Source organism: Nocardia sp. CC227C (assembly GCF_030767025.1).
Lineage (GTDB): Bacteria > Actinomycetota > Actinomycetes > Mycobacteriales > Mycobacteriaceae > Nocardia.
Window position 1 is genome coordinate 1 of the sequence record NZ_JASITE010000026.1, and the last position, 25,917, is coordinate 25,917.

27 protein-coding genes are annotated in these 25,917 nt (G+C 64.6%); 11 read left to right on the plus strand and 16 right to left on the minus strand.

All coding sequences use genetic code 11. The features are described 5' to 3' along the window. The first annotated feature begins 306 nt into the window (after nucleotides 1–306). Complete coding sequence (locus QMO76_RS32935; RefSeq protein WP_306365277.1) at nucleotides 307–630, plus strand: hypothetical protein; 324 nt, start codon at nucleotides 307–309, stop codon at nucleotides 628–630. After that, the gene (locus QMO76_RS32940; protein ID WP_306365278.1) at nucleotides 627–950 is read left to right on the plus strand and encodes a hypothetical protein; all 324 of its coding nucleotides are present in this window, start codon (nucleotides 627–629) and stop codon (nucleotides 948–950) included. The genes QMO76_RS32935 and QMO76_RS32940 overlap by 4 nt, the downstream gene beginning before the upstream one ends. Here the strand turns inward: QMO76_RS32940 and QMO76_RS32945 are convergent. Beyond that, nucleotides 944–1,648, minus strand: a complete 705-nt coding sequence (locus QMO76_RS32945) for a dihydrofolate reductase family protein (protein WP_306365279.1) — start codon at nucleotides 1,646–1,648, stop codon at nucleotides 944–946. The two genes, QMO76_RS32940 and QMO76_RS32945, sit on opposite strands and share 7 nt — an antisense overlap. Beyond that, nucleotides 1,630–2,829, minus strand: coding sequence for a M48 family metallopeptidase (locus QMO76_RS32950; protein WP_306365280.1), 1,200 nt, complete (start codon nucleotides 2,827–2,829; stop codon nucleotides 1,630–1,632). The genes QMO76_RS32945 and QMO76_RS32950 overlap by 19 nt, the downstream gene beginning before the upstream one ends. A 507-nt stretch (nucleotides 2,830–3,336) precedes the next feature. On the opposite strand from QMO76_RS32950, the gene QMO76_RS32955 reads away from it, so the two are divergent. From QMO76_RS32955 to QMO76_RS32995, 9 genes are all read left to right on the plus strand, one after another. Next, nucleotides 3,337–3,852 (plus strand): DUF4254 domain-containing protein, encoded by a 516-nt coding sequence (locus tag QMO76_RS32955; protein ID WP_306365281.1) that lies wholly within the window; start codon nucleotides 3,337–3,339, stop codon nucleotides 3,850–3,852. Beyond that, nucleotides 3,849–4,094 carry a Clp protease N-terminal domain-containing protein gene (locus QMO76_RS32960; protein ID WP_306365282.1) on the plus strand — a complete coding sequence of 82 codons (246 nt, stop codon included), beginning with the start codon at nucleotides 3,849–3,851 and terminating at the stop codon, nucleotides 4,092–4,094. The genes QMO76_RS32955 and QMO76_RS32960 overlap by 4 nt, the downstream gene beginning before the upstream one ends. A 5-nt stretch (nucleotides 4,095–4,099) precedes the next feature. Next, nucleotides 4,100–5,368 (plus strand): nucleotide sugar dehydrogenase, encoded by a 1,269-nt coding sequence (locus QMO76_RS32965; protein WP_306365283.1) that lies wholly within the window; start codon nucleotides 4,100–4,102, stop codon nucleotides 5,366–5,368. A gap of 26 nt (nucleotides 5,369–5,394) precedes the next feature. Further along, nucleotides 5,395–6,357 (plus strand): NAD-dependent epimerase/dehydratase family protein, encoded by a 963-nt coding sequence (locus QMO76_RS32970; RefSeq protein ID WP_306365284.1) that lies wholly within the window; start codon nucleotides 5,395–5,397, stop codon nucleotides 6,355–6,357. Continuing rightward, nucleotides 6,354–6,629 carry a hypothetical protein gene (locus QMO76_RS32975; RefSeq protein ID WP_306365285.1) on the plus strand — a complete coding sequence of 92 codons (276 nt, stop codon included), beginning with the start codon at nucleotides 6,354–6,356 and terminating at the stop codon, nucleotides 6,627–6,629. Before QMO76_RS32970 ends, QMO76_RS32975 begins: the two co-directional genes overlap by 4 nt. 2 nt (nucleotides 6,630–6,631) lie before the next feature. Then, complete coding sequence (locus tag QMO76_RS32980; RefSeq protein WP_306365286.1) at nucleotides 6,632–7,504, plus strand: SUMF1/EgtB/PvdO family nonheme iron enzyme; 873 nt, start codon at nucleotides 6,632–6,634, stop codon at nucleotides 7,502–7,504. Between the two features lie 17 nt (nucleotides 7,505–7,521). Beyond that, nucleotides 7,522–8,502 (plus strand): UDP-glucose 4-epimerase GalE, encoded by a 981-nt coding sequence (galE, locus tag QMO76_RS32985; RefSeq protein WP_306365287.1) that lies wholly within the window; start codon nucleotides 7,522–7,524, stop codon nucleotides 8,500–8,502. Then, nucleotides 8,499–9,212: a PIG-L deacetylase family protein gene (locus QMO76_RS32990; protein WP_306365288.1), complete on the plus strand. Its 714-nt coding sequence runs from the start codon at nucleotides 8,499–8,501 to the stop codon at nucleotides 9,210–9,212. Before galE ends, QMO76_RS32990 begins: the two co-directional genes overlap by 4 nt. Nucleotides 9,213–9,708: 496 nt before the next feature. Beyond that, on the plus strand, nucleotides 9,709–9,858 hold the full coding sequence (locus tag QMO76_RS32995; RefSeq protein ID WP_306365412.1) for a DUF2510 domain-containing protein: 150 nt from the start codon (nucleotides 9,709–9,711) through the stop codon (nucleotides 9,856–9,858). 75 nt (nucleotides 9,859–9,933) lie between these two features. On the opposite strand, the gene QMO76_RS33000 is transcribed toward QMO76_RS32995, so the two are convergent. From QMO76_RS33000 to QMO76_RS33065, 14 genes are all read right to left on the minus strand, one after another. After that, nucleotides 9,934–10,716: a hypothetical protein gene (locus QMO76_RS33000; protein WP_306365289.1), complete on the minus strand. Its 783-nt coding sequence runs from the start codon at nucleotides 10,714–10,716 to the stop codon at nucleotides 9,934–9,936. Nucleotides 10,717–10,768: 52 nt separating this feature from the next. After that, nucleotides 10,769–11,602, minus strand: coding sequence for a hypothetical protein (locus tag QMO76_RS33005; RefSeq protein WP_306365290.1), 834 nt, complete (start codon nucleotides 11,600–11,602; stop codon nucleotides 10,769–10,771). Nucleotides 11,603–11,667: 65 nt separating this feature from the next. Then, the gene (locus tag QMO76_RS33010) at nucleotides 11,668–12,039 is read right to left on the minus strand and encodes a hypothetical protein (protein WP_306365291.1); all 372 of its coding nucleotides are present in this window, start codon (nucleotides 12,037–12,039) and stop codon (nucleotides 11,668–11,670) included. 7 nt (nucleotides 12,040–12,046) lie between these two features. After that, nucleotides 12,047–12,358 (minus strand): hypothetical protein, encoded by a 312-nt coding sequence (locus QMO76_RS33015; protein WP_306365292.1) that lies wholly within the window; start codon nucleotides 12,356–12,358, stop codon nucleotides 12,047–12,049. 82 nt (nucleotides 12,359–12,440) lie between these two features. Continuing rightward, entirely contained in the window at nucleotides 12,441–13,688 is a 1,248-nt protein-coding gene (locus QMO76_RS33020; protein WP_306365293.1) for a hypothetical protein, read from the minus strand. Between the two features lie 7 nt (nucleotides 13,689–13,695). Beyond that, nucleotides 13,696–14,016 carry a hypothetical protein gene (locus tag QMO76_RS33025; protein ID WP_306365294.1) on the minus strand — a complete coding sequence of 107 codons (321 nt, stop codon included), beginning with the start codon at nucleotides 14,014–14,016 and terminating at the stop codon, nucleotides 13,696–13,698. Then, nucleotides 14,013–14,648, minus strand: coding sequence for a hypothetical protein (locus QMO76_RS33030; protein ID WP_306365295.1), 636 nt, complete (start codon nucleotides 14,646–14,648; stop codon nucleotides 14,013–14,015). Before QMO76_RS33030 ends, QMO76_RS33025 begins: the two co-directional genes overlap by 4 nt. 15 nt (nucleotides 14,649–14,663) lie before the next feature. Continuing rightward, nucleotides 14,664–15,029: a hypothetical protein gene (locus tag QMO76_RS33035; protein ID WP_306365296.1), complete on the minus strand. Its 366-nt coding sequence runs from the start codon at nucleotides 15,027–15,029 to the stop codon at nucleotides 14,664–14,666. A gap of 3 nt (nucleotides 15,030–15,032) precedes the next feature. Continuing rightward, on the minus strand, nucleotides 15,033–15,374 hold the full coding sequence (locus QMO76_RS33040; protein ID WP_306365297.1) for a hypothetical protein: 342 nt from the start codon (nucleotides 15,372–15,374) through the stop codon (nucleotides 15,033–15,035). A gap of 40 nt (nucleotides 15,375–15,414) precedes the next feature. Then, nucleotides 15,415–17,148, minus strand: coding sequence for a glycoside hydrolase domain-containing protein (locus QMO76_RS33045; RefSeq protein WP_306365298.1), 1,734 nt, complete (start codon nucleotides 17,146–17,148; stop codon nucleotides 15,415–15,417). Between the two features lie 2 nt (nucleotides 17,149–17,150). Next, entirely contained in the window at nucleotides 17,151–17,804 is a 654-nt protein-coding gene (locus QMO76_RS33050) for a DUF2744 domain-containing protein (RefSeq protein ID WP_306365299.1), read from the minus strand. Nucleotides 17,805–17,850: 46 nt separating this feature from the next. After that, on the minus strand, nucleotides 17,851–19,551 hold the full coding sequence (locus QMO76_RS33055; RefSeq protein WP_306365300.1) for a phage tail protein: 1,701 nt from the start codon (nucleotides 19,549–19,551) through the stop codon (nucleotides 17,851–17,853). After that, a complete protein-coding gene (locus QMO76_RS33060; protein ID WP_306365301.1) occupies nucleotides 19,552–20,478 on the minus strand; it encodes a hypothetical protein in 927 nt (308 codons plus the stop codon). A 5-nt stretch (nucleotides 20,479–20,483) separates the two neighbouring features. Next, on the minus strand, nucleotides 20,484–25,904 hold the full coding sequence (locus QMO76_RS33065; protein WP_306365302.1) for a hypothetical protein: 5,421 nt from the start codon (nucleotides 25,902–25,904) through the stop codon (nucleotides 20,484–20,486). Nucleotides 25,905–25,917: the final 13 nt, after the last annotated feature.

Below are 25,917 nucleotides of genomic sequence, written 5' to 3' on the forward strand. Positions count from 1 at the left end.
TCCTTCTTCATCATCTCGTAGATGCGCCGAAATGCCTCCTGAGCAGGGATGACGCGGACAAGAGATGGCCTGAGCTGGAATTATGCTCTCCCTGCATTTCTCCTGCTCTCACGCATTTTCCCGCTCTATCCCGCAGATTCGAGTGTCATCATGACACCCAACTTCTCACGCGAAAACCCGCTGTATCCCGCACTACCACCGACCACGGCACCCAACCAACCGGCGCGACACCACTCACCGATCACCACACCAGCTAACGCGCAGCCACTCGCGGACACGATCAACCTCGCGCTATAGTTCGAACCTATGTTCGACAACGGCACGACCGGAGATCTCACCCTGCGCCGCCATGTCGACCCACCCCGCCCCGTCACCGTCGACATCAGCAAAGCCCTCCCCTCCGGCGGCACCCGCTTCGCCGCCAACAGCCTGCCCCTGCGCGTCCGCGCTGAAGGACTCGACCTGTCCGGCCTACACCCCGGCCTCCTCTACGCCTGGGCACGCACCAGCACCGGCGGCTGGCTCGGCTTCGTCCAAGTCACCCTCACCACCGGCAACGGCCGCGAAAAACTGACCCTGCGCCAATGGTTCCCCGAATCCGCGCTCAGCCCCCGCGAGGACAGCCTGTGACCGCCAACCGCGCCGACGCTGTGCTCGGGCTCGTCCTCGACATCCTCGACGACTGCGACGGCGCCTTCACCGCCCTCGACATCACCCGAGCCGCCCGACCGCTGATCGATCCGCCGCCTACCACGGAGGAAGTGTCCGCCGTTTTCGACGTCCTCACCCATCCACTCGTCGACGGCATCGCTGCGGGCGACCACGGCGCATACGTCAGAATCCCTCGCGATGACCTCGCCACGCGGACATGGAACCTTCTCGCGGAGTTGGATGACGAAGGGGTCGATGCTGACGAACGCACACGGCAGCTCGAAGACGACCGCTACTGACCTGGAGCGGTCCGGCTCGTGTTCTTAGGCAGGTAGCGCAGCACGGCGACATCGTCAAGAACAGTCGCGTCCACGAATTCGAGCCGACGACGCGATCCCCCCGGGAAATCGGCAGGGTTGACGAATCGGGGGGCATCGCTCTGGCCGATCAGTAGAGGCGCGACCGCGTATCGCAGCTCGTCCGCCAAGCCCGCCTCGAGGAACGCGGTATGGATATGCGTACCGCCTTCGACGATGAGGCGTTCAACTCCTCGCCGACCAAGGTCTTCCAGCAGCGTCCCCCAGAAGTCTGGGTCGGCGATACCCACAACCTCGCCTACGGCATCGAGCCGAGAACCGATCTTCTCCGCGCCCTCCATCGTGGTGTACACCAAGGGTTTACCCGCCTCGACGTAGTGATGGAACATCCGCGCATCAGGGTCGATATCGCCGGAACGGGTCACCGTGACTTTCAGAAGGTTTGCAGGTTTACCCGCAGCGACGCGTGCCTGGCGCCGCTCCGCGCTGCGGAGCCATAGCCGCGGGTTGTCCCGGCGTACCGTCTCAGCACCGACAAGGATCGCGTCGCACCCCGCCCGCAGGGCATCGACGCCGTCAAAGTCGCGGTCGTTGGACAGATATAGGCGTTCTGGGACGGTGTCATCGATGTAGCCGTCAAGGCTGACGGCGACCGAGAGGGCTACGTACGGTCGGGGCACTCCTGAGCCTCCCACTGTGAGAACGCGTCACGGAACTCCGCGACGCCTGGTTGCGTACTGGCAGGATCGATCATGCCCGACAACTTTGTCACCTTGTGAAGGATGCGTGCCGACCGCGTTCCAGCACCGATCTCCAGCGCTCGCTTCCCCAACGCCGCGGCCGGCTCGATCTCCCCCGCAGCCATGTAGGCCACAGCGGTCCGAGCCAGATACACCCCCTTATCGCGAGGGTATCCAGGCTGCATCCGCGCCATCGCATCTACAAATTGCGTTGTGGCCCGGCCGTACTGCCCAGTTTCACTAAACGTGTGTGCTTGATGGGCGTCGATGTAGGAATGGTCGAGAAACATGCCCCATTTGGGATCATGATCAGCGCGATCAACAACCTCCCGCGCCTCATCGTAGATACGCCCTGAACCGCCTCGATCATCCGCCAACGCCAACGCATGAGCGCGGAACGTCAGCGCAGCAGCAGCGAACAACGAGTCGTGTGGAGCGCTGCGGTGAGCTGCGCTCGCCAACTGCTCTGCCTCATCGGCGTCACCTTGGTCGCAGGCGAGCTGACTCATGCGAACCAGCGAGAGACCGACGTAGTAGTCGTCGGCGAGCTGATGGGACCACTGCAATGCCTTCGCTGCCCAGAATTGAGCGCGCTCGAAGTCTCTCTGGTCCTGGTACTGCCAGGCAGCAGTCTCCGCGAACATAGCCTTCATTCGTAGAAGGCCCTGCGCATCACCGACCTTAGCGGAAGACAAATGCTTGAGCAGATCCAGTGCGCTGAGCACATGGGGCAGCGTTTCCGCGGCCCCGTACACGTTGTCGGATTCGATGAGGACCATTCGAAGGTTGTCGAAATGACCGACGTGATCGACGGTCGAGTCGGCGAACATTGCAGCCATCGCTTTGCCTGGCGACGGCTTGCCGGTCACACCCCGGCTCGATGCTGCGGCACTGACCACACCAGCGCCGACACCGAGGACGAAGCTGCGCCGTGGAATCGACACCAAGACCACCTCTCCCGAGAGGGTGCGCGCCGACACCACGACGCAATCCTCAGCGTCCACCTCCAGCGATGCCTGAACAGGGTCAGGCGCGCTCAGGCTCACGGTAGCTGGTGACTTCAGAATCGACCAGAAGCGTTGCACCACAGCGCTGTCCGCAGAAGCTAGCTTCTCATCCATCCTCGCTGCGTACGGGCCACTCAGCCGGATTGTCTCGCCTCGCACCTCCCACTTCTTGACAGCGTCCAGTGACGCCCCGACGTACTCAGCGAATGGCCCTTGGTGCATACGCAGCGCTTCCCTGAACGCTTTCGTTTCAACACCGGTCCACCGCGCGCATGTGCTCATCGGTACCCCTGCAAGCCGACTCGGTGTACCGCAGAGTACTCGCGCAGTACACCGCCAGTCACTTCTTTCCGCTGGTGATCGCTACCAAGGTGGAAGTCAGCACCCGAGCACCGGACATTCCCGTCCTTCCCTCATCGCGGGACACGTCACCGACCGGAACCCCTGCCGGGCGAAACGATGCTCGGGTGCTGCACCTACCCACCGCCCAACGGAGGCGCGTCGTGGACACATCGTCGTCAATGAATGTGCACAGTCTGACTGAACACGCCGATCACGGCCCACGGTGCCGCCAATACGCCACCGCCCTGGCCCGCTGCTCCAACACCAGCGGCTAGAGCCATGTGCCTGCTCGACGAACGCCGCACACGCCCGCTGCTCGTAGAGGGCTCACGAGCAGCGGCGAACCGGTTCCCCAGCAAAGACGAGCTACTCGAAGCGTTCCACCGCAGCGACCGCGACGAGACCCCACTCAGTGACGCCGCCACACAGCTCGCCGAACTACATCGCCGCCGCCAAGAACATCCGCACCGACGGGCCGAAATCGACAGCCTGCGCGGCGAACTCGTCACCGCCGTCGACTGCTGGGTCGCCACCCACACCCCACCCCCACACCCACAAGCCCGCGCGCACACCGAAACCGTCGGAACGCTCATCGACCGCATGGCCGCCGCCGCAGCCACCGCCTTCCACGTCCTGATGACCTGCGACCCCGGCAGCGACACCGTCCACGCCGCCTGGACCCGCCTAGCCGAACTCGAAAACGCCTACAGCGACCTCACCGACGACGTCGCCCGCGGCTGGCGCCGACTCCCCCACACCCAATGCGACACCCACGAAAGGAACCCCGCCCAATGACCAACGAGGACAACACCTCCGAGATCTCGACCCCCAACCCGGAACTGCAACACCTGTTCCAGGCAGCCGTCGAACTCGCCGCCGCCGCAGGCACACGCCTCGTCGGACCCGAACACCTGTTCCTCGTCTGGCACAACAACCCCGCCACATTCCCCGCGAGCCAGCTGCGCGCCATGGGATTCGACCCCGTGGACCTGCTGGCGCGCCTGGCCGACCACGCCCGCACCGAGAGCACCGAGTAGCCACAATGAACAGCGCCTCCTCGACACGAGCACGCACCTCCGGTCACCGCAGAGTCGCCGTCATCGGGCAGGGATTCGTGGGCTTACCGGCGGCGATGCTCGCCCAGCAAGCCGGACACCTCGTCGTCGGATTCGACACCGACCCCGACCGGATCACCCGATTGCGGTCCGGCGACTCCTATATCAGCGACGTCCCCTCCCACCTGCTGCGCCAAGCGCAGGAATCCGGACGCTACTGGCCCACCAGCGACACGGACGCCCTCGACAAGTTCGACGTCGCGCTCGTCGCCGTCCCCACACCCGTCATCGGCGACAAACCCGACCTGTCCTGTGTGGAAGCCGCAGCGAAAGCCCTCGCCCCGTACCTGCGCCCCGGATGCCTCGTCGCGTTGGAGTCCACCAGCTACCCCGGCACCACCGAAACAGTATTCGCGCCGATCCTCGAAACCTCGGGACTACGGGCGGGCCGAGACTTCCACCTCGGCTACGCACCCGAACGGCTCAACCCCGGCTCCGGGATCGCGAGCATCGCCCGGATACCGAAGATCGTCGCTGGCATCGATAGCGAGTCCCTGCACGCGGTCACCGAGTTCTGGCAGGGGCTCATCGACACCGTCGTCCCCGCACCCGACATCCGCACCGCCGAAGTCGCCAAACTCATCGAGAACGCCTTCCGGCTACTCAACATCTCGTTCGTCAACGAACTCGCCCAACACGCCCGCCATCTCGGTGTCGACGTCTGGGCAGCGTTGAGCCTGGCCGCCACGAAACCGTACGGGTACATGGAGTTTCGGCCCAGCGTCGGAGCCGGCGGGCACTGCCTGCCCTCCGATACCGCCTACCTGTCGTGGCGGCTACACGAAGACGCGCGCACCTGCCAGCTCATCGACACCGCCATGGCGATCAACACCGCCCAGCCCGGCTACGTCGCCGACCGCATCCTCACCACCTGCACGCCGACCGCCGATCCGCCGCGCATCGTTGTCGTCGGAGCCACCTACAAACCCGACGTCGCCGACGTCCGCGACTCCGCCGCCCTCAAGGTCACCGACATTCTGCGCAGCCGCGGCGCCGACGTGACCGTCGTCGACCCACTCCTCGGACACCATCCCGGCGTCCTCACCGATCTGACGCCCGACATGGTCGCCCACACCGACCTGCTGGCGCTGCTCGTCGCGCACCGCGGCCTCGACTATCCACTGATCCGCACCGCATCGCGTGTCTTCGACGCGTGCGCTGCCCTGACCCCCGCACCACACATCGAACGCCTCTAACCCCTAGCACCGATCGAGGAACAACAATGACCAGGAAACACATCGTCGTCACCGGCGGCGCCGGATTCATCGGCCACCACGTCTGCCGTGAAGCCCTCGCCGACGGCCACACCGTCACAGCCATCGACAACCTGTCGACCGGCAACTACGCCAACATCCAACCGCTGCGCGAGAACCCGTCGTTCACCTTCCGGCGCGCCGACATCACCCAACCGGTCGCGGTCGCCGACCTCGTCGGCGTCACCCACATCGTGCACCTCGCCTGCCCGGCCAGCCCCAAAGCCAACACGCGCATGCCGCTGGACACCATCCTCGCCAGCTCCGTAGGCACCCTCACCATGCTCGACCTCGCGGCCCGCTCCGACGCCCGCATCGTGTGCGCGTCCAGTTCCGAAATCTACGGCGACCCGCTCGAACACCCCCAGACCGAAACCTACCGCGGCAACTGCGATCCCATCGGCCCGTTCAGCGCCTACACCGAAGGCAAACGCGTCCTCGAAGCCGCCTGCGCCGCCCACCACCGTCAAGGCACCAACGTCGCCGTCGTGCGCCCGTTCAACGTGTACGGCCCCGGCATGTGGCCCGACGACGGACGCGTCGTCGCCTCGTTCTGCGCGGCTGCCCTGACCCACCAGACCCTGCACATCGCCGGCGGCGGGAAACAGACCCGGTCACTGATCTACATCGACGACTTCGTCGACGCCCTGTTCTGCGCCCTCGAACACGACGCGTTCGGGCCGGTGAACATCGGCAACGACGACGAAGTGACGATCGCCGAACTCGCCGAACTCGTCGTCGAACTCGCCGGCTCCGGCAACCTCGAGATCGTGCCCGCCCGCGCCGCCGAGGTCGCGGTACGACGCCCCGATACCAGCCGCGCCCGCGACATGCTCGGCTGGCAAGCCAGCACATCTCTGCGCGACGGAATCGGTCTCACCCTCGACTGGATGCGCGAAATCCTGTCGGTCACCGGGCAGGCCGCGCGATGACCACCGTCGCGTTCACCGTGCCACCCAGCTGGAACACCGAAGCCTCCATGACCGAACTGTCCTGCGAGGCAGCGACAGTCGGTGAAGCGCTCACCTGGTTCTGCGACCGCTACCCGCCGTTGCGGAAACGGTTCATGACCGACAACGGAATCGCGCCGTGGGCGCTGGTGTGCCTCAACCACACCGACGTGCGCACCCTCCACGGTCTCGACACCCCGATCACGCATCCCGGCAGCGACATCCAGATCCTCGCCGCCCTCATGGGAGGCTGACCATGCGCGACATGATCACCATCCCGGCGGGCACGGTCGAGATCGGCGCCCCCGACCACCACCTAGACACCATCGCCGCGCAGCAGCCCTACGACCGCGCCTGGTTCGAAGACGAAGGCCCCCAACATCTTCTCGACATCCCAACCTTCCAGATCGACCGCACACCCGTCACCAACCGCGACTACGCCGACTTCGTCGACGCCACCGGCTACGCCACCGCCGCCGAACAGCGCGGGTTCGGGCTCGTTTACGGGCACGCCTACTGGCAGAGCGAACCCGGCGTGTGCTGGCACACCCCCGCCCCCCGCGTCGACGCCGTCACCGACCGGCCCGACCACCCCGTCGTGCACGTCAACCACGCCGACGCCACCGCCTACGCCACCTGGGCAGGCAAGCGACTACCCAGCGAAGCCGAATGGGAATACGCCGCCCACGGACCCGCATGGACGCCCTACCCGTGGGGATCGGACTGGAACCCGCTGCTGGTCAACAGTGTCGAACAATGGGCCGGCCACATCCAGACCCTCGACCAGTGGCGGGCATGGTGGCATGAACGCTACGACCAGCACGGCTGCACACCCGGCACCACCCCGGTCGGCGCCTACTCCCCCGGCGGCGACTCCATGTTCGAGGTCGCCGACATAGCCGGCAACGTCGCCGAATGGACCGCCAGCAGCTACCGCCCCTACGACCCGTCAGCGACCTACGACCCGGCACTGGCCGCTGCTATGCTCCACGGCTACCGCGTGGTACGCGGCGGCAGTTGGAAGCATCTGCGCTGGCAGGTCCGCACCACCGAACGCATCGCGTGCACACCCGACTATTCATGCTTCGACCTCGGCTTCCGATGCGCCGCAGACACCGACAACGACTAACCGAAGGGGACCAACACATGCGCGCACTCGTCACCGGCGGCGCCGGATACATCGGCTCCGTCGTCGCCCAGCAACTCGTCGACGCAGGCCACGACGTGACCGTCCTCGACGACCTGTCCTCCGGCCACGCCGACAACGTCCCCACCACCGCAGACCTGGCCCAGAAGCCATTGCACGACGTCGCCCAGATCCTCACCCCGGACGCAGGCTTCGACGCCGTACTGCACTTCGCCGCCAAAATCGAAGTCGCCGACTCCGTAGCCCACCCGGAACGATTCTGGGACAACAACATTCGCGGCACGCTCGCCCTGTTCGACGCGATCCGCGCCGCCCGCACACCCCGGCTCGTGTTCTCCTCCACCGGTAGCCTCTACTCCGGAACGCCACCGTTCACCGAAGAATCGTTGATCGTCCCTCAAAACCCGTACGCGGTCACCAAATACGCGATCGACATGATGATCGCCGGCGAATGCGGACGCCCCGACACACCCCTCGGTGCCGCGGTACTGCGCTACTTCAACGCCGCCGGAGCCGTCCAAACCAGCGACGGCCGCTGGCTGGCCGAACGTCACGACCCCGAAACTCATCTCATCCCGATTCTGCTGCAATGCGCCGCAGGCACCCGCGACACCTTCACCCTCTACGGCACCGACTACACAGAGACCCCCGACGGCACCTGCGTCCGCGACTACATCCACGTCGCCGACCTCGCCGCCGCCCACCTCGCCGCACTCGACAACATCCAGCCAGGCCGCTACGACGTCTTCAACCTCGGCAACGGCAACGGCTACACCAACCGCGAAGTCATCAACGCCGTCCAACAGGTCACCGGCGCACGGTTCCCCGTCGCCGAAGCCGGACGCCGCCCCGGCGACGCCATAGTGTCCGTCGCTGCCGCCCACAAAGCCGCCACCGTGCTCGGCTGGAAACCGCAGCGCCCCGACCTGGCCGACATCATCGGCGACGCCTGGGCGGCCTATCAGGCGACTATGCCGTGAACTGGTCCCACCACCGGCTGCTGGTCATCGCTCCGCACCCTGACGACGAAGCGATCGGGTGCGGAGGGTTGATCAGCCGCGTCAAACATGACGGCGGGCAGGTGTTCGTGCTGTGGATGACTATCGCCGATATCCGCGACTACTCCGCCGCGGGCCTGTCCACCGCTGACCAGCGCAGAAGCGAGATGGCGAACGCCGCCGCGTTCTGGCCGCTGGACGGCTCCCATCTCGCGCTTCCGGGCGATCGATACAACCTGCGCCTGGATACCGTGCCCGACACTGAACTCGTCGACCTGCTCGAACGCGGCGATCATCCCCTCACTGTGACCGCGCTCGAACCGACCGTCGTCGTGATCCCCGACCCGAGCAGCTACAACCAAGACCACGCGGCCGTCGGTGCCGCCGCCGTGAGCGCCCTACGACCCGGCCCCGGCACCTACCGCCACCAACCCGACCTCGTCCTCGCCTACGAAGAAGTCGGCGACCCGTGGACTGGGCACTCCACCCACCCGACCGTGAACTTCTTCGTCGGTCTCACCACCATGGACCTCGACCGGAAGATCGACGGACTCCGCCTACACACGAGCCAGTGGCGGCCTCATCCACACACCCGTTCCGAAGAAGCGTTGCGTGGGCTCGCCGCGGTGCGTGGGGCGCAAAGCGGGCACAGGTTCGCCGAAGCGTTCCGCTGCCTGCGATGGCGGGCATAGCGCACGCACTGACGTTCTGTGCCAACTTCCCACCGTGAATAGCGGAAGCCGACCTTCGGCCCTCCTCAACCGGTGTCGCGGTCGGTTACGCTGCGCGAAAGCCAGCGACGTAACGGCAACCCGACACCCCGCCGATCGTCTGGCATACCGTCGATCGTGCCCAGGGGTACCCGTGAACCACCCACTGCCGCCAGGCCAGCCCTATCCCGCAGGACAACCACTGCCCACGCCTCACGGTGCACAGTCCGGGCAATCACCGCCCGTACGAACACCAACGGCCGCGCAGTCCGCACGTCCCGTTCCGCCCTACCAGCAAGGCACACCAGTCTGGGCCTACGCCGCCGGCGGAGTTCTTTTCGTAGCGATGGCCGCGTCCGCCGGGTACGGCTCGTTCGAACTCGCGCTGATGTTCCTGGCACTCGGCACAGTAGGACTGGTCTACCTTGTCGTGCGCGCACTGAAACGCGTCGGGGACAAACGTCCACCGCCCATCATCATGGCGACGCCAATCACCGCCTCCCCACCGCCCGGCTGGTATCCAGACAGAGCTGGGGCACTGCGATGGTTCGACGGCCGCCAATGGACGGAATTCACCCAACCCACCGGTGGCGGCTCCCCCACACCGCCAATACCACCGCAATACTGACGCCGGAACAGCGAAACCCGCCCCGACCCATGAAGTGGGGTCGGGGCGGGTTTCGTTGAGGCACAGAGGGCTATTTCAGATGTTGCGGCCGATCCAGTCGTCCAGCTCCCACCCGTAGGTGGCTGCGCCTCCACTATCCTTGGCGGAGACGGCGACGATGCCGGTGCGGCGGGTAGTGCTGTCGATCGGGATGAGACCACCGCCATCAGTCCAGGTAACCGAAGGTGTCGTCGCGGAACCACCGAGATAGCCGCGATACACGTTGTCGACGGCGGACAGGCGGATCGTCACAAGGTTATTCACGGTCACGCTGGCAGTGGCCCGCTGCGTACGGGTCCCGCCGATGACCGTGTAGATGGTCATGCTCGTGGCGGTAGCGATCAACTCGACCCGATCGAGGGTGGCCGCATTGCCGCGGACGATCACTCCACCACCCAAGCTCAGGTCGCTATCACTGGCGGGTGCGACCAGCACGATCACCGATTCCTGCCCGTCGGTTGTATGGGTGGTGGCCCACAGCGCTGGGTAGTAGGTGGTGGCGCTGTTCGGGCCGGTCGTCCCGGCCCGGACTTGGTTACTGGCGATGACCGGCGCATCGGCGCCGACAGTCCAGTTGGAGCCGAGTGAGGCGCGCGTGAAGCTGTCGTTGAACGACACCCCGGCGACCGCTGCGGCGCCCACTGTGCCGCTACCGGTGAACGCGGGTGCCGCGCCTGGCGTCGACTGGGCGGCGAGTATGCCGGTGGTGGTGAATTCGACTGTGGTGGACGGTGATACCGCGAATCCGAGCGTGCCGGTGCCGGAGTATTCGAGCAACGCAGGTGGCTGGTACACCGCGCGTCGCGGCAGCTGGAACACCGATCCATGGGGCAGCGGTGCAATGCTTCGGCTGGTCAATTCCTGTCCCCCTCTACGTGATACGCACGTAGGAACTGGCGCCGGTGTTGATCCGGCAGTAGTTCGCGACCGACGCCGATGCACGCAGGGTGACGACGTCACCGCTGGAGATGTCCATGGTGTGGCTGACGGTGGCGGTTCCGGACGAGAACGCGGCGATGCTGGCACCGGTCCCGGTCTTGACCAGGACACCGTTGACCCACAGGTACAGGGTCACGGTCACGCCGATCGCCTGGGTGTTGGTGATCGAGCATGAAGAAGATAGCGACGCTGACGTCTTGCTGCCATTGGCGACGAGCCCGTTGCCCGACAATGTCGAGCCCGGATATCCGCTGGTGTCCGCAGTCCAGGTCGGGACTTCGGTGGCAGAGGACGGGATGTTGTAGTTGCTGCCGGACTTCGTCATACCGGACGGCGCGAACGAGGTCGCCGCGGCAGCGAGTGTGCCGGTACTGGTGAACGGTGCGGTGGCTGCCGCGACAGCCGGTGCAGCGAGCAGACCGCTGCTGGTGAATTCGACCGTGGCGTGCGGAGTGGCGGTGAACGCGAGCGCACCGATCGACGAGATCGCCTCGGTGACACCCGGTACCGCATCGAGGGCGAGCGTCCCGACGGCGGTGAAGTCGGTGACCGCACCAGCGGTCGCGAACTGGAAGACACCCGTCGAGGTGAGATCGAGTGCCGTGCTGGCGATCCCGGAAGCGGTGAGCGTGGCGTCGGCGGTGAACTCGACGGTTGCCGCAGGCGTGGCGGCCATGGTGAGGACACCGGTCGCGGCGAAGTCTGCGACACCACCGGGCGGCGGAGTGTGCATGATGCCGCCCGGCAGCCGACGCCGAGAACCCACCGGAAGCGGTACGACACGACTCGGGACGCCAGGAGTGCTGGCCCGCCACAGGGTGGCGGACGCGGTCACGAGATCGTGAACGACGGGGTGACGTCAATCGGGCCGGTCCCACCGAGAGTGATGCTCGGGTTCAAGGCTTCACCGGCGACGAAGTCGGCGCTGGTGCCGCCTGCGGACACTTTCCACAGTCCGGCGTGGGTGTAGGTGCCTGCCAGCATGCCTGAGAAGGTCAGCTTCGCCATAGACAGGGTTCCGCCGCTGCCGGATGTCCAGGTGCCGAGTTGGCGCGCATACGAGCCGCCAGTCGCTTCGTCGGCGCCGGTGCTGTCGGGGTCGGCGGTGTGCAGGCTGACGTACACGGTGTCGGTGCTGGTGACACCGAGGGTCTTGAAATGATCGGCCAGGGCTTGCCGAGTGGCGGGTACAGAGATTGCCATGGGATGTTTACTCCTCGCGGGTAACGTGGCCGCGGAACCAGCACTGGTCGACGCCGTCGCTGTAGTGGACGTAGATGCGGAAGCTGGCGGGGATCGGGATGGTGTCGGTGAGTTCGCTGGCGACGTTCCAGCGGGCAGCCTGCGTGGTGACCTGCGCGGGCCAGGTCGCTAGGACGGTGTCGGTGGTGTCGTAGATGACCAGGTCGATGGTCGTGGCGGGTGGGATTTGGTCGCCGATCGCGGGCTGGATTTCGTGTAGCAGGTCTTGGCCGGGCACCAACAGCAGCGTGTCGACGATGGGGATATTGCCGATGGTCATGGGAGGTCCTAGATTTCGAGCGCCCACGATTCAGCCGCGGGCGTATCGCCATCGGGGAAATAGGCATGTGCCGCGAGTGCGGCTAGACGCCTTGGTGGATGGTGACGTCGTTCCAACTGTTCGAGTCGGAGCCGGACAGCCGACCAACTCGCAGCCCTGCCCAGCTATTGGTCACGGGCACGGTGGCGAAGGTGGTGTGCGCGTATAGCTTCGGGGTGTCGTTGATCTCGATCCAGAGGGCGTTGCCGTAGAGAGAGAAACTGACCTTGTCGCCGGAAGCGACTGCTACGCCGTCGGTTTGGGTGTCGAGGTCGTGGAAGGTCGGCGGATCGTCCGACAGTGCGGTTGAGTAGCGGCTGATGTAGAGTCGGCCCGACAGAATCCGGCCGGCGAGCCCTTCGGTTCCTGCGGAGTTCGACAGGATGACCAAACTGGAGTCGGAGGTGCTGGACGGGCCGATGTTCCCGCCGACGGTGGCTTCGACTCGGATGCGGCCGGAAGTTACGCCAGTATCGCGGATGAGTCCACGGGACCCGTTGGTGGTGCCGATTGTCGACCACGAGTTGTTGACGATTTCGGCGTTCGACCCGATTTGTGTCCAGCCGTTGCCGACCGCGCCGTTCGCGCGGTCGAAGTCATCGGCGAAAACCGTTGAGGTCCACACAGTTTTCGGCGGGATGCTGGAGGTCCGGTCATAGTGGTCGACCCACCGCATCCACACATCACACAACGCATTGTTGAAAAAGCGTACACAGCGGCGATCCGGGCCGAACTTGAAACCTGGCCTGATGACGCACGAGCCGACATAGATATTGTTGAGCCACACCCGTAGCCATTCGTCATTATCGATCCAGATGCGAAGAGTCAGGGTTTGACCGTAGAAGCTGACTGGACTGTCCCACGCCGCGATAGAGGTGCCAGGCGTGTATGGGTTTGCATGTTCACCAACATTGATATCGTCACCTCCAGCCAATGGCGCGTGGCGTAGCCAAATCCCACACATATCAACGAATGCCGCACCAATTCGAGTCCAACTGTCTGAGAAGTAGACAAGAAAGTGTTGCGCCGCTAACCCTTCGACTGGATACCAAAGCTCCATCTCGATACCCCAATTCGGGGTGAATGGCTGGTAGGCATACGATTCTCCGCCACCATCCGTAGACGAATAATTTGACGGGATGTGCAGCTCACCGAGGCCGTTGATGTCCGCAGGGCTGCCGTCACCGAGATGAAGCCACGGTTTCTGGACCGGGTCCTCGGGGTCGCGTTCGAAGTTGTCGTACCAGCCGGCCCACGCCAGGGGCAGGTTACGGCGCAGCAGGAAACTCATGAATCTCCTACCGCTCCAGTACTCCACTCAAGGAGGCGTCCGCGTGGTCCGCCAGCGTCGATCGCATCTGCTCGATCACACGCCGGTGCGCGACCAAGCCCCGCCGATCCCCCTCCGGCAGCAACGGCCGCAACGCATCCGGGTCATGGTTGAATCGGGCAATCGCTGCATCCAGCTTCGGGATAGCCCGTGCGGGAGTGTCGAGATCGAAGATCAGCCCGATGTCATCGACATCGAAAGCAGCAGCCCACAATGCTTCATAGTGTGGCTCGATCCGCACCTCTTCCATGCCGACACCAGCCCCGTACCGGGTCTCGAAATACCTCATTCCATCACTCCAAACAGCAAGACCTGCAACACAACCGGCGCAACCGACCCCGTCACGGATGTGACATTGAGAAACACGCGCTCACGGGACGACATCACGAAGTTCAGGCCAGCCCAGTTGGCGCGGGTCACGTTCGCGGCCAGCGTGTAGGTGTCCAGGACACTGTCGCTGGTGCCGGTGGCGTCCCATTTCTTCAGCTCGAACTCCATACCGTTCGGCTGGGTCAGCAATGCGACATGCATGTCGGTGATCGTGCGAGTGAGCCCGCCCGGCACGTTCTGCACCAGGCCGATCAGAAGCTCGTTCACCCCGAGCACGACCGCCGCCGAAGCTACAACGAACTCGGCTTCCCAATAGGAGGCCCGTTCGGAAGCACTGGCCGCCGTGGACTCTGCGGTCGCCGCCGTATTCGCAGCGGCCTGCGCTGTCGTCACTGCGAGATCCGCAGACCCCTCCACGGTCGTGATCCGATCACGGACCTCGGTCTTGTGCGTGTTCTGCGCCCCGCCGAACGCACCGAGCGCCCCCGACTTCATGGAGTCCTTGGCGTCTTGCTCGGTCGCGGTCTGGAGCGGCCGGAAATCACCGGGGCCGAGCGAACCGTCTGGTGTTCCCTGATTCGGTGCAGTCACGAGCGCACCCCCAGATCAAATATCGTCGGAGAACTCGTACGGGATCGGCGGCGGCTCGGGGCTGGGCACATGCTGGCGAATGAACGCCAACAGCTCCCGCACATAGGCAGCGAGAGCGTCGATACGGCGCACGTCCCGCAGATGCTGCTTCGTGTCCGCGCGATGCTGCTCCTCCAGAACAGCGATCCGCCGCTCATCCTCGTCGTGCTGCTGCTCCAGCTTGTCGACCCGCGACAACAGGTCGGTCAACTGCTTCATCAACAGATCCGAGGTGACCTTGAAATCCTCACGCTGCGAATCCAAGCTGCGGGTCCGCGTCGCGAAATAGCCGAGAACCGCGACACAGAACCCGCTCGCTGCCCCGATAAGGGCTTCCCACATGACCTATCCGATCGAAGGGGTCTTCGCCGCAGCCACCCCCAGGCCGAGCGCAGCGGACACGACCGCCACGACAGCAGAGACCTGAGAATCGGTCCAGACGCCGTATGCGATCAGCACTGGCTGGGCGGCACCGATGATGCCGTACAGCCACGTCCGCCAGGTCGCGGTGGAATTCGCGCCCGCCATCGTGAAGCCGAGGACAGCGGTCGCGACCGAAATCCAGAGAGCGGCAGCGGAATCGTTGAGCAGGCCGAAGGTGACCAGCAGCACCTGCACGGGTGCGAGGAGTGCATAGAGACGGCCGCGTACGTCGGCGGACAGGTCACGAAGAGTGTCAAAAGACATGGGATACCTCGATGGGTAGTCGAAATGGGTTCGCCGCGAATCAGGCGGCGACATCGGAGACGGGCGTGTCCGCGCCGTCACCGTTGATCAGGCCGAGCGTCTGCTTCGGCGTCCAATAGATGCGGCCGTGCTCGAACTCCTGGAATGCGCCGGTGTCGAACGGAACCTCGTCGGAGGTGGGCCACCCCCACGGACCGTTCTCGAATCCGGAGCGGTTCCACCGGTTGCGGATCTCGCCGTGCACCCACGCGCCCGGCTGCCCGTAGCGGCGGTAGATCGCGCCGTTCTCGAAACCCTGCACGTCGCCGACAGGTGTGCCGTCAGCGTCCTTCAGGACAGTGTGGTCGCCGACCGGGTAACCGACGGGGCCGGCCTCCCAGCCGAGTTCGGCCCACTTGCCGAACACATTGAGCGGCACGGCGTGCGCGCCGACACGGGGATGCCAGTAGATGTAGCCGTGCTCGAATTCGGCATAGCGACCTTCGCCATCGGGAGCGACCAACTCGCCTTCGGTACGACGGGCACCGATCCACGCCTTCGCGTGCTCGTACTCCTGATCGATCATGTTCACAGGCGGGGCGGGGGCGCCGCCGCGCGCGTACATGTCGACGTAGCGGCGGGCGACATCCCACGGGAAGTTCGGGCCGACATCGGTGTGTGTGCCGATCTTGAGCGCGCGGGTCACATACGCGTGGTCGGAGATGCCGTCACGTACGGAATACGGGGGTGCGATGACGTCGATGGCGTGGCCGGTTTCGCGGGCGTATTGCACCGACAGCCAGCAGGCGATCTTGATGTCGTGTTCGCGGGCAAGCCACTGGTCCCGCGACCATCCAGCCCGACTACCCGCGAAGCAGATATTGTTGGTGTAGGGGTTCGCGTCGAGCACCGACCAGGACGCGCGATCCAGCGCAACCACATGCACGACATCGCCGTTACCGATCACCGTGTGATACGAGACGCCGTTGGCGGTGTTCTTCAGATAGCCCGCGAGCCCCCACACGCCGGAGCCGTCGGCGTTGCCGCCCTCCTGGGTGTGCCACAGGGTATTGCGGACACGGGCACCCCAGCGTTGAGAGCTGGAGGCGCCGAAGCTGAAGTGCTCGCGGAATTCTGGACGATCCACTCGGGGTTCCTCGGGGGTCGTGGCGGGCGCGGCTTGCCAATGGCCGAAGTCGTCAGCCCACGTCGTGTTGACATCGATGCCGATGCCATTGATCCAGTCCTCGTCGATGCGTTCCTGACGAATCTGGCAGCCCTCCACCCACTGCACCGGCAGGGACGCATTCCAGCGGCCGTTGGAGTCGTAGCGCGACCAGGACCGCGTCTGCCACCGCCACCGGAAGCCATCCTCAGCCGCCCACCACATCGAGCGCTGACCGCCGTACACGCCGACCCACTCGCGCCCCAATACAGAGGCCGCGCCGTTCAGGTAGGGCAAAACCTGACCGTTCCAGGTGGCGAGATCAACGTCTCCATCGACGCTGAAGTAGATAGGCCGATTGCGCGGGCCACCGCACGCGACATGTTGCGCGAGTGCCGCTTTCGCATCCGCGACCCCACCGTCGAACCCAGCCTGCCAATCAGCCTTCGTGCGCTGGTAATTGGACACCAATGGCATGCCGAGTTCCAGGTAGCGCGCGGCTTCCTCCGGAATCAGGATCTTGTTCGGCAGACCACGGTCCGCCGAGTTCGCCAGATACCGGATCGCACCGTCGTATCCGGCTGCACGGCAGGCATCTGCGCCGACACGGCCTGCGGCATGGTCGATCAATCTCATAGACCGACCTCCTTGAAACGCTTCAGAATCCCGGCCCGTGCCTGGCCCAGGTGCCGTTCGATCGACACGACGCGGTCTCGTTCGTCGGGATCGGCGTCACGCAGATAGGCCAGCACTTCGGCGACGGTCTTGCGCACAGGATCGAAAGGCAGCGGCTCGTTCGAGACCGTGGCACCATCACGGGACGGTCGCCCGTACTTCCGCCCCGGCGCCGCTCCCTCGTATCCGGCGATGATCTGGTCGTCGGCGGGAACCGCGGCGGCGGGGTCGAAGCCGAGCGCTTCCGCCAGCTGCCGTTTGGCGTCCTGCGGCAGGCTGCCGATGAACTCCTTGACGTCGAACTGGTCACGGTCGGGCTCGTCGATGTCGACCCACACACCGGGAGAGGTCAGCCAGTGTGGATCGGTGGTCTTCGGCTTCTGATACTTGATCGTCTGCGCGGGCGGGATCACCGAACCCATCGGTCGTGCGCCGCAGTCCCATTGGCGTCGCGACACCATCTTCAGGTAGTCGATCGGGAACGGCAACGGTGCACCGCGCATCCCTGGCAGGCCCGCGTACTGCCACAGGAATGCTTCCTCGGGACAGTTCGGGTTCGTGTTGTTTTGGGTGGGGAACGCGCCGTCGGGCAGCCACGGTGAGGTGTCCACCTCGACGGCAGGATGTTCGGGATCAGGCAACGGGGTAGCTCCTGGACTACTTGCCGGTCACGCCGAGCTGGCGGACGACACTGAACAGGTCGGAGATCAAGCTGAGGGCTCGTTGGCCGCGGTCCTTGTTCTTCTCCTTCTCACCGATGGTGCATTTCCATTCAGCGAAGGAATCTCGATCCCAGGCGAGGGTGAGTTCACGCACGCGGTCGACGTAGATCTTGTGGTCGGCGAACCCGAACTGGGCCGCGAAATCACCAAGCACTTGCGCACCGATACGGTCGCCGAGAAAGAAATGGCCGTGACCGTTGTCGCCGATGAACCACGGCGCGCCGTCACGGATCAGCACCTCGTGGGAGAACCAAGAACGAGTCTCGTGGAAACCTTCACGCAGCGACAAGAGCGCTTCGAGTGTGTACGCGCGGTCACCGGAACTAGCGATGTACTCGAAAGGTCTCGACCACCCCGAATTCGTGACGCGGCCAGGACTTCGGAAATGCATCCAGGCGAGCAGCGTGTCCCAATAGAGAGGCTGAAGCACCGCATCCGCGGCACCGCCAACGGGTGGGATGCCGATCATCATCGCGATCAGGTCGCCCGCTGTTTGGATTGCGGCGGAGATGAGTTCGTTGACGAACGGCATCGAATGGCCGCCCGCGACTACCTGGATCGCTGTCGATGGCGTGAAGGTGAACTTCGACGATTCGATGCCGGTTTCGTCGCCCTCCATGTACACGACGTAGGGCGTCGTCTTGTCGGTGAGTTTGAGCCCAGGGACTTTGTAGGAGTCCGGCACAGCGGGATCGATAACGTCCTCGACGACTTCGTCGATGAAATCCTCCGCGAACTGCGCGAAGGTGCGTTTCAAACCGAGGAACGGGTCGCCGCCGTTGGAGGTGTCGGTGTAGTAGCCCGACTTATCGACGATATCGATGACGAGACAGCCGTTGCGGAGCGTTTCACCCGCAATGGGTTGAGGGTCGTCGTCGACGAGGAAACGTCGGCAGACGACCGACAGTTGAGCATCCTCGAGGATGTCTTTGCTCATGTCGGTCCAATACTTGAACCGGCTGTTGGGGATCGACCAAATGGTGCCAGCGTTCAGGTCGTCGAGGAACGTTGTCGGTTTGACGACGACCGACCAGTTCGACATGCCGACCGCGCCTTGATCCATGGGGTCGTCAGGCAACTCCCAGAGGCTCTCCTGCTCCCGCATGACGTTCAGGAACAGAGCCGTCTTCAAACCCCAAATCGATGGCCCTGCAAGAAAAAACACGCGCGGAAACTGCACGAAGTCGGGAAGGAACGGGTTGCACCAGACGAGGTAGTACTTGAGCATGTCGAAGTCGTGCAGCCATCGCACCACCAGAACCCTGGCGCCGTCTTCCCGCTTCTCGATGGTGTGGTCGTGGAGACGACCGGACCAGCGCGCCCCGTCTTTATCGACAGTGATGTAGATGTTACGCTTTGCTCCCGCCTCCACACGATCCTTGACCTGCCAAATCCACTTCGCGAGAGGGTCAGCCAAGGGAATCTCGGTGAGGCCCGGACCGGTCTCGTTGTCGATCCAGGAGAATTCGGCCGTGTACTCGGTGGAGAGCACACCCGCCAAATCCCAGTCACCGGACCAGATACGGACCTTCGGAGGTTCGAGCCGTTTCCGCGCTTCAGCCTCTTCTCGGGCTGTCGTGGCGGCCCAGATCGCTTCGCATTGCTCCTGCAACGAGAGCGTGGTGATGTCGGTCATCTAGAACATCCCCCATGGACGCGACCATCGGCGCGGACAGTACACTTCGACCCGCGCTCCCCCGGCTGGTGCCAACTCCACCTTCACGGGAAGATCGGTTTCCGGCGTGTAGGGCGGAATCTTGTGCATAAACCAGATGCCGTTCATACGGCCGATCAGGTTGGTGTCGTTGAAGTCACGGATTTGCAGCTTCATCGGATCGAGGTCAATCCGCGCGCCACCTTCGACCTCTGTCAGCTCAGGCAGTGTGATCTTCCTGTTCGCCCAATCACCGCCCGGGGTACGCTGATAGCGTTTACCGGTCCAGGAGAAGTCGGGCAACGTCCACTTCCCGCGCGTCACCACCCACTTTAAAAACAGGGGCTGGTCAGTGGGGTTGTAGACAGTGACGAACCCCTCGGATGTGCCCGATGCCCCAGTATCGAAGTAGTCGTAGGGCGCATTCTCGTAGGCATCTTCGAACCAGAATGGTTGCGCCGCCGTGACAGCCATCGGCACGACCGACGATTTCCTCAGGTGCGGATCGTGTTTCGACTCGAAGACGATCGAATCCGACAACGCCACATACAGTGACCGTGTGCCGGAACGAGGTGTCGTGACCGACATCTTGGTCAGCGTGGACGCCGGGTCCCATGGGTCAGGTTCGAAATCCCACGCTGAACGCCACTGCGAGTCGAGATCTTCCCAGTCCTCCGGCGTCTCGCCTTTCAGGTTGACGGCGAAGGTGATGTCGCGTTGCTCGTATTTCTTCCCTTGATAGGTGGAGCCTCGTTGGAACGCAGACGACTTGTATCGCGTGGTGACCGGCGCGTCATAGATACCTTTGACCTCGGTGGCGAGGTACAGGCGATTGGACGCGCCGGGTCCGTTGACCACGTGATGCGAGTCGTCGACGCCGAAGATTTCCACCGTGGCGGACTCACGCAATTGGCCTATTTCCTTGCCGTTTTCGTCAGCGACCGCAGGTCAGCGATTTGCTGCATCTTGCGGTACGCGTCCTGTTGATCGGCGGGGTAAATGTTGACGATCATCGTGTCGTTGTTGCTCGTCAGATTGCCCGTGCCGTCGGATGTGATGACGTTGGATGCGGTTACTGGGGTACCGGCGGTTTGTGCTTGAATCGTCGCTTGTTGCGCGGCTTGAGTGGCTTGCGCGGTCGCGGCTTTCGCTTTCGCCCACGTATCGAGATCCGAGGCGTAGCCCTGCACTGCGGTGACGGCAGGGATGTCACGCGGGTCCGGGATGCCGAGCGCTCCGAGGTTGGAGTCGATCAGGTCGTTGAGCCCGGTCTCCCAGACATTCTTGAACCGATCTTGCGTTTTGCTCCACAACGATTCCGGGGTGTCGACGCCCGCATCGTGCGGGGTCTGTTGCCCGACGTTCGGCATCGTGAACGACGGGTCGGTGCCTGTGTCGGTCTGCTGCGGGAGCGGTTGAACCTCCTGCGGCATGAACCCCAGCTGCTGGGCGAGCTGCCGCAACAGCTGCCACTGCGGATTAGTCAGAACCGCTTCGGGCAGACCCGAGAGGTTCCATCCCGCTGTGCCGTGCGGCCAGATGCCGCCTTGGTCGTAGCCGTGGCCGCGACCGATCACGTCAAGGAGCCGATCGCCGTACTTCTGCTCGCCGTAACGCACCATGGCGTTGGTCATCGCCCACGGGTCACGCCGGTCGTCGGGCAGTGACGGGTCCCGGTACGCCTGCCAGGTGGAGGGGATCATCTGGCCAAGGCCGACACCGGCTGATTCGCCGGTGCCGTTGACGTCGACGATCTGCTGCGCAATGTCCGGATCGCCACCGGACTCGGTATCGATCTGGCGGACCCAGGCGTCGATCTTCTCCGGAGTCGGCTCGTAACCCTGATTCCGGTAGGCGTCGATCATCATCTGCCGCCACTGCTCAGCGCCAGCGGACGGGTTGAAGTCGGCCGTCCCGGAGCTGGCCCCGGCCGCGCCGCGGATCTTCGAGATGATCGCTTCGACGACCTTGCCGGCGAGCGCTCGCGGTACGGCACCGAATGCGCCGAAGCCGTCGAGGGTTGGGACCTTGTCGACGAGTGCTCGCAGGGGGCGGGCGATGAGGTCCGCCGCAATACCGCGGCCACCAGAAGCGACGCCGCCGATGCCGGAACGGATGCGGTCGAACAGGCTCTTGCGGTCCTCGTCGGACAGGTTGCCCATGATCGCGTTCGCCGCCCAGTGGACGTGGTCGTAGTGACCGGCGAGGTCACCTGCGTACACGCCACGTAGCGCCGCCTGATTGGCCGGGTCGATCGCGGTGCCGCCGACGTTGTACAGCAGCGGCCCCGGCCCCCAGATCAGCTGCGCTGATTGCGGATAGGCGGAGAAGATGTAGTCTGCGATCTGCTGGTACGGGCCGACGATATCGACAGCTTGGCCTTTGCCGTGGAACCCGGAATGTCCGGGCCGGTAGGCGCTGGTGATCGTGGCATTGTCGAACGCTCCCTGGATGGCGGACGCCATCCAGCGGTCGATATCGGAACCGAATTGGACCCCGCCGCCGATGGCGAAGTTAGCGTCCGGAGACTGCTGCCCACCACGCGTCAGCACCGCGCGCCGCATCTGCTGCATCGCTTGGTGTCCGCCAGCGGCCTCCACTTCCGCTGCGGTCCAGACATGTTCGCCGTTGGACAGCCATGCGGGGACTTTGTCGGCGGTGGGTCCGCCGGGTCCGTGGATGGGGCCGCCCATGGCGCGTTGCAGGGGTTTGGTGCCGAGGTCGGTTCGCTGTCCGACGCTGGTGCTGATCTTCTGGATGTCGGTCCACGGTTTCCCGAGCCCGAGCAGATCGTCGATCTTGTTCCAGATGCTGCCGATACCAGAGTTCAGCAGGTCGATCACGGTGTTAATCGGGCCAGCCAGTTTCGACCCGAGTTCGCCCCAATTCGCACCGATCCCGCCGACGATGCCCTTGAAATAGCCGGGTAAGGAATCGAACGCTGACCGTAGTTTGCCGAGCCCGCCTTCGCCGGTGATCGCGCCGACCACACCGCCGAAGCTCGTGGACAGGCGTGAGAAGCCCTCGCTGCTGGTGAGGAAGTCGAAAACGGATGTCGCGCCGGCCTTGAAGGTTTCGAGCGCGGTGCCGCTGTCCTTCTGGAACAACTCGATCGCGGAGCTGACGCCGGGAACGTTCTGCGCCAACCCCGTCAGGGCACCACCGACGCCGGTCGTCAGACTCTCGCTGGCGGAAGACGCGAAGTCGGAGAAACTATTTCGGGCTTGCGCCATCCACGAGACGATGCCGGGCACTTTCTCGGCCAGGCTTTGACCGATGCCCTCCATCGCGTCGGTCACCCAACCGCTGTAGGCGTCCCACTGCGGCTTGCCGAAGTTGTCCCAGCTCCACTTGCCGACCTGTGCGATCGGGGACGCTCCGAGCAGGCCCTTGCCGAGGCCGGTGATCTTATCGCCGCCCGACTTCTCGTCATCGGTCAATCCGAGGAGCCCGCCAAGAGGCGACTCGTCGAATCTCTTGCCGTACCCCTCCAACCGGTCCAGGAGCTTGATGGTCCACTTGACCGCCTTGATGACAGCTTCAGCGGCGTCCTTGACATCGGTGAAGAAGTCTTTGACGCCCTGCTGGCCTTCGGGGGTGTTGAGGTGGTCGGCGAGGCGTTTCGCGCTGTCGGTGATGTCGGACAGCCAATCCTCACCGAGGCTGTCGCTGCCCTTGAAGATCGCGCCGATGACGCGGCCGATCTGCTTGAGCAGCTCGATGACGTTGCCGAGCGTTTCGAGGGAGTCGCGAAGGTATTCGCGGAAGCTGTTCTGTCCCTCTGGGCTTTCGGCCCATTCGCGGAACCGGCGTGCCATGTCGGCGAATCCGTCGGACATGCCGGGGAAGAAGTCGCTGCCGACTCCGGCGAGGGACAGCATGCCCTGCAAGATGTCGGATAGGCCGCGGATGATGCCGTCGATCGACATTTCGACGTTGTGGAAGATTCGGGCGAGTTTGGTGCGGGTCGCGTCGGTGTCGAGGTCGGCGAGCGCGCCGCGCAGGCTCTTGTTGATCGCGACCGCGATGCGAGACAGCCCGGTTTCCAGCGTCGGCAGCGAGTTGTTCGTCAGCCTACTGATGTCGTCGCCAAGTCCCCGGAAGAACTGTTCCTGGACGGACTGCTTGAAGTCCTCCCACGCTGGTTTCAGTGCGAGGATCTTGCTTACGAAGTCCTGAGCGGACGGCGAAAGTTTCCCGAGCGCCTTCTCGAATTCGTTTGCGGCACTGCCGGAATCGTTCATCGCCTCAAAGACGGCCTGTTGGGCTTCGACCAGGTTCGCTTGCGCGTCGGCGAGGGTCGCGTGCGCGTCGACCAACGCTTGCTGGGCGTCGGCTTCGGCTTCTGCTGCCGCGGTGATGCGTTCCTGGGCGGAGACGACTTCGTCGGCCCCTTCGATGCCCTTGGCGTTCGTTTCAGCGGTGTCTTCGGCGAGTTGTTTGGTGCGGGCGATCGTGTCTTCTTGATCGACCAGCGCCTGCTTCAGGTTGTGCTGCGCCCGCGCCCGGTCGATGCCGTCCGCGTCCGGGTCGGCAAAAACCTCGTGGAGCGTCTTGTAGGCTTCGGCGACGCTGAGCGCCGCGCCTTCCTCGTCCAGCCGCGACCGGCGCAGGCTGCGGTTCATCTCGTCGATCGACCGGGCTGCGGACTTGCGGGCCTTGGTCAGGTCCTTCTGCGCGTCCAACGAATCCTGCTGCGCGTCACGCACACCGCGCTCGGCCGTGACGATGCCGCGTTCGGCCTGCACCACCGACTTCGCTGCGGCGGCGGCCTGCTTCTGCGCGGACGCGACCGCTTTGGCTTTCTGCTCCATCTGCTGGCCGGACTGCTCGCTGGCCTTCGACGCCGCGGAGAACGCGTCACCGATACCGCCGACGGCGAACTTCACGGTCGCGAACACGCTGACAGCGCCGGCTAGAGCGGCAGGCAGCAGCGCGACCACGCCGGCGGCTTGCACGAGTTGCCCGATGAGTGGAACGAGGCTCACTGCCGCCAACGCGAGCAAGCCGACCAGGGCGACGTTGACGATGTTGCTGAACGACAGCATGTTCGACGCGAGGTTGCGGATGGAGTCGCCTAGAGCGGAGCCGAAACCTGCGAGTCCGGCACGGAATAGGCGCCGGAACCCGCCCTGGTTGGCGCGGGATTCGTCGCGGCGGCGCCGTGCGTTGTTGGCTTCGGTGTCGGCGCGGGAGGCGCGTTCGACGGCGTCGGCGTAGTCGCGGTGCGCGCGGGTGAGCGCTTGTGTGGCGGCGGTACGTTGCGCCACGGACGCGTTGGCGCGCGCCATGACCTCGTCGAACCGCAACTGTGCGAGGGTGCGGCGGTTGCTGGCGTCTTCTTCGCGGCGCCGCGCCTGTTGGGCGCGCTGTTGCGATTGGGCGAGGTCGGCTTCCGCGCGGGCGAGGGATTCGCGGTCGAGTTGGACTTGCAGGCGGATGCGGTAGTAGGGGCGGGTGAAGATGTTTCCGCGGCGACGGCTACCGCTGCCGCCTCCGAGCCCTCCGAATCCTCGTCCGGCTCGGTCGAGGTCTCCGTTGAGGCTGCCGACCAGCGAGCGCAGTGCGAGGAGCTGCGCTGTAGCTGCCGCGGCGTCTACATTCACATTGAGCGTGAGCGGGATCGCGTGCTGCGCAGCCCGCCACGCGGTGAGTTGTTCGGTCGCAGCGGTCAGGTCGACGTCGACAGGAACTTTCGGCTTGATGCCACCTGTCGAAGTGGTCAGCTTGGTTCGAAGATCATTCCGAAATCCGCGGGCAAGCGTGGGCCGAAACTCAATCGCAGTCTGCGACCTAACCTTCGATAGCACGCCACCCAACGCGAGCTTCAGGTCCGCCGTGAACCCCTGCCGCAATCCTGGCCTGAACTCGATATGCGGGTTGACCTCGGCCAGGACCGCGTCGACGGCGGTAGTCAAAGTGGTCTTGAACCCAGCGGCGAGGTCGGGCGAGACGGGGACTGTGACCGTGATGCCCGTCGCGGCGGTCTTGACCTTGCTTCTCAGGTCGGTTCTGAGCCCGCGGATCTTCGCTTCGACGGGCACCTTGACGGTGACGCCCTCGGCGGCGGTCCTCACGTCGGTCTTCAGTGCGGTTTTGAAGCCTCGAGTGTTCGGCTCTACCGGTACCTTGACGCCGACGCCCTCGGACGCCGTTTTCACGGCCTGCTTGAGGTTGGTTTTGAAACCGCGTTCCAGTGTGGGCGTGGCCGTGACCTTCAGCGATTCCTTGATCGGCGCAAGAAGGGTTCGGACGTCTGTTTTGAACGTGGCGGGTAGGCGCGGTTTCAGTGCGAGATAGGCTGAACCTGCCTTGTAGGGCGGCCAAGTCGCCATGTGGCACCGCCTT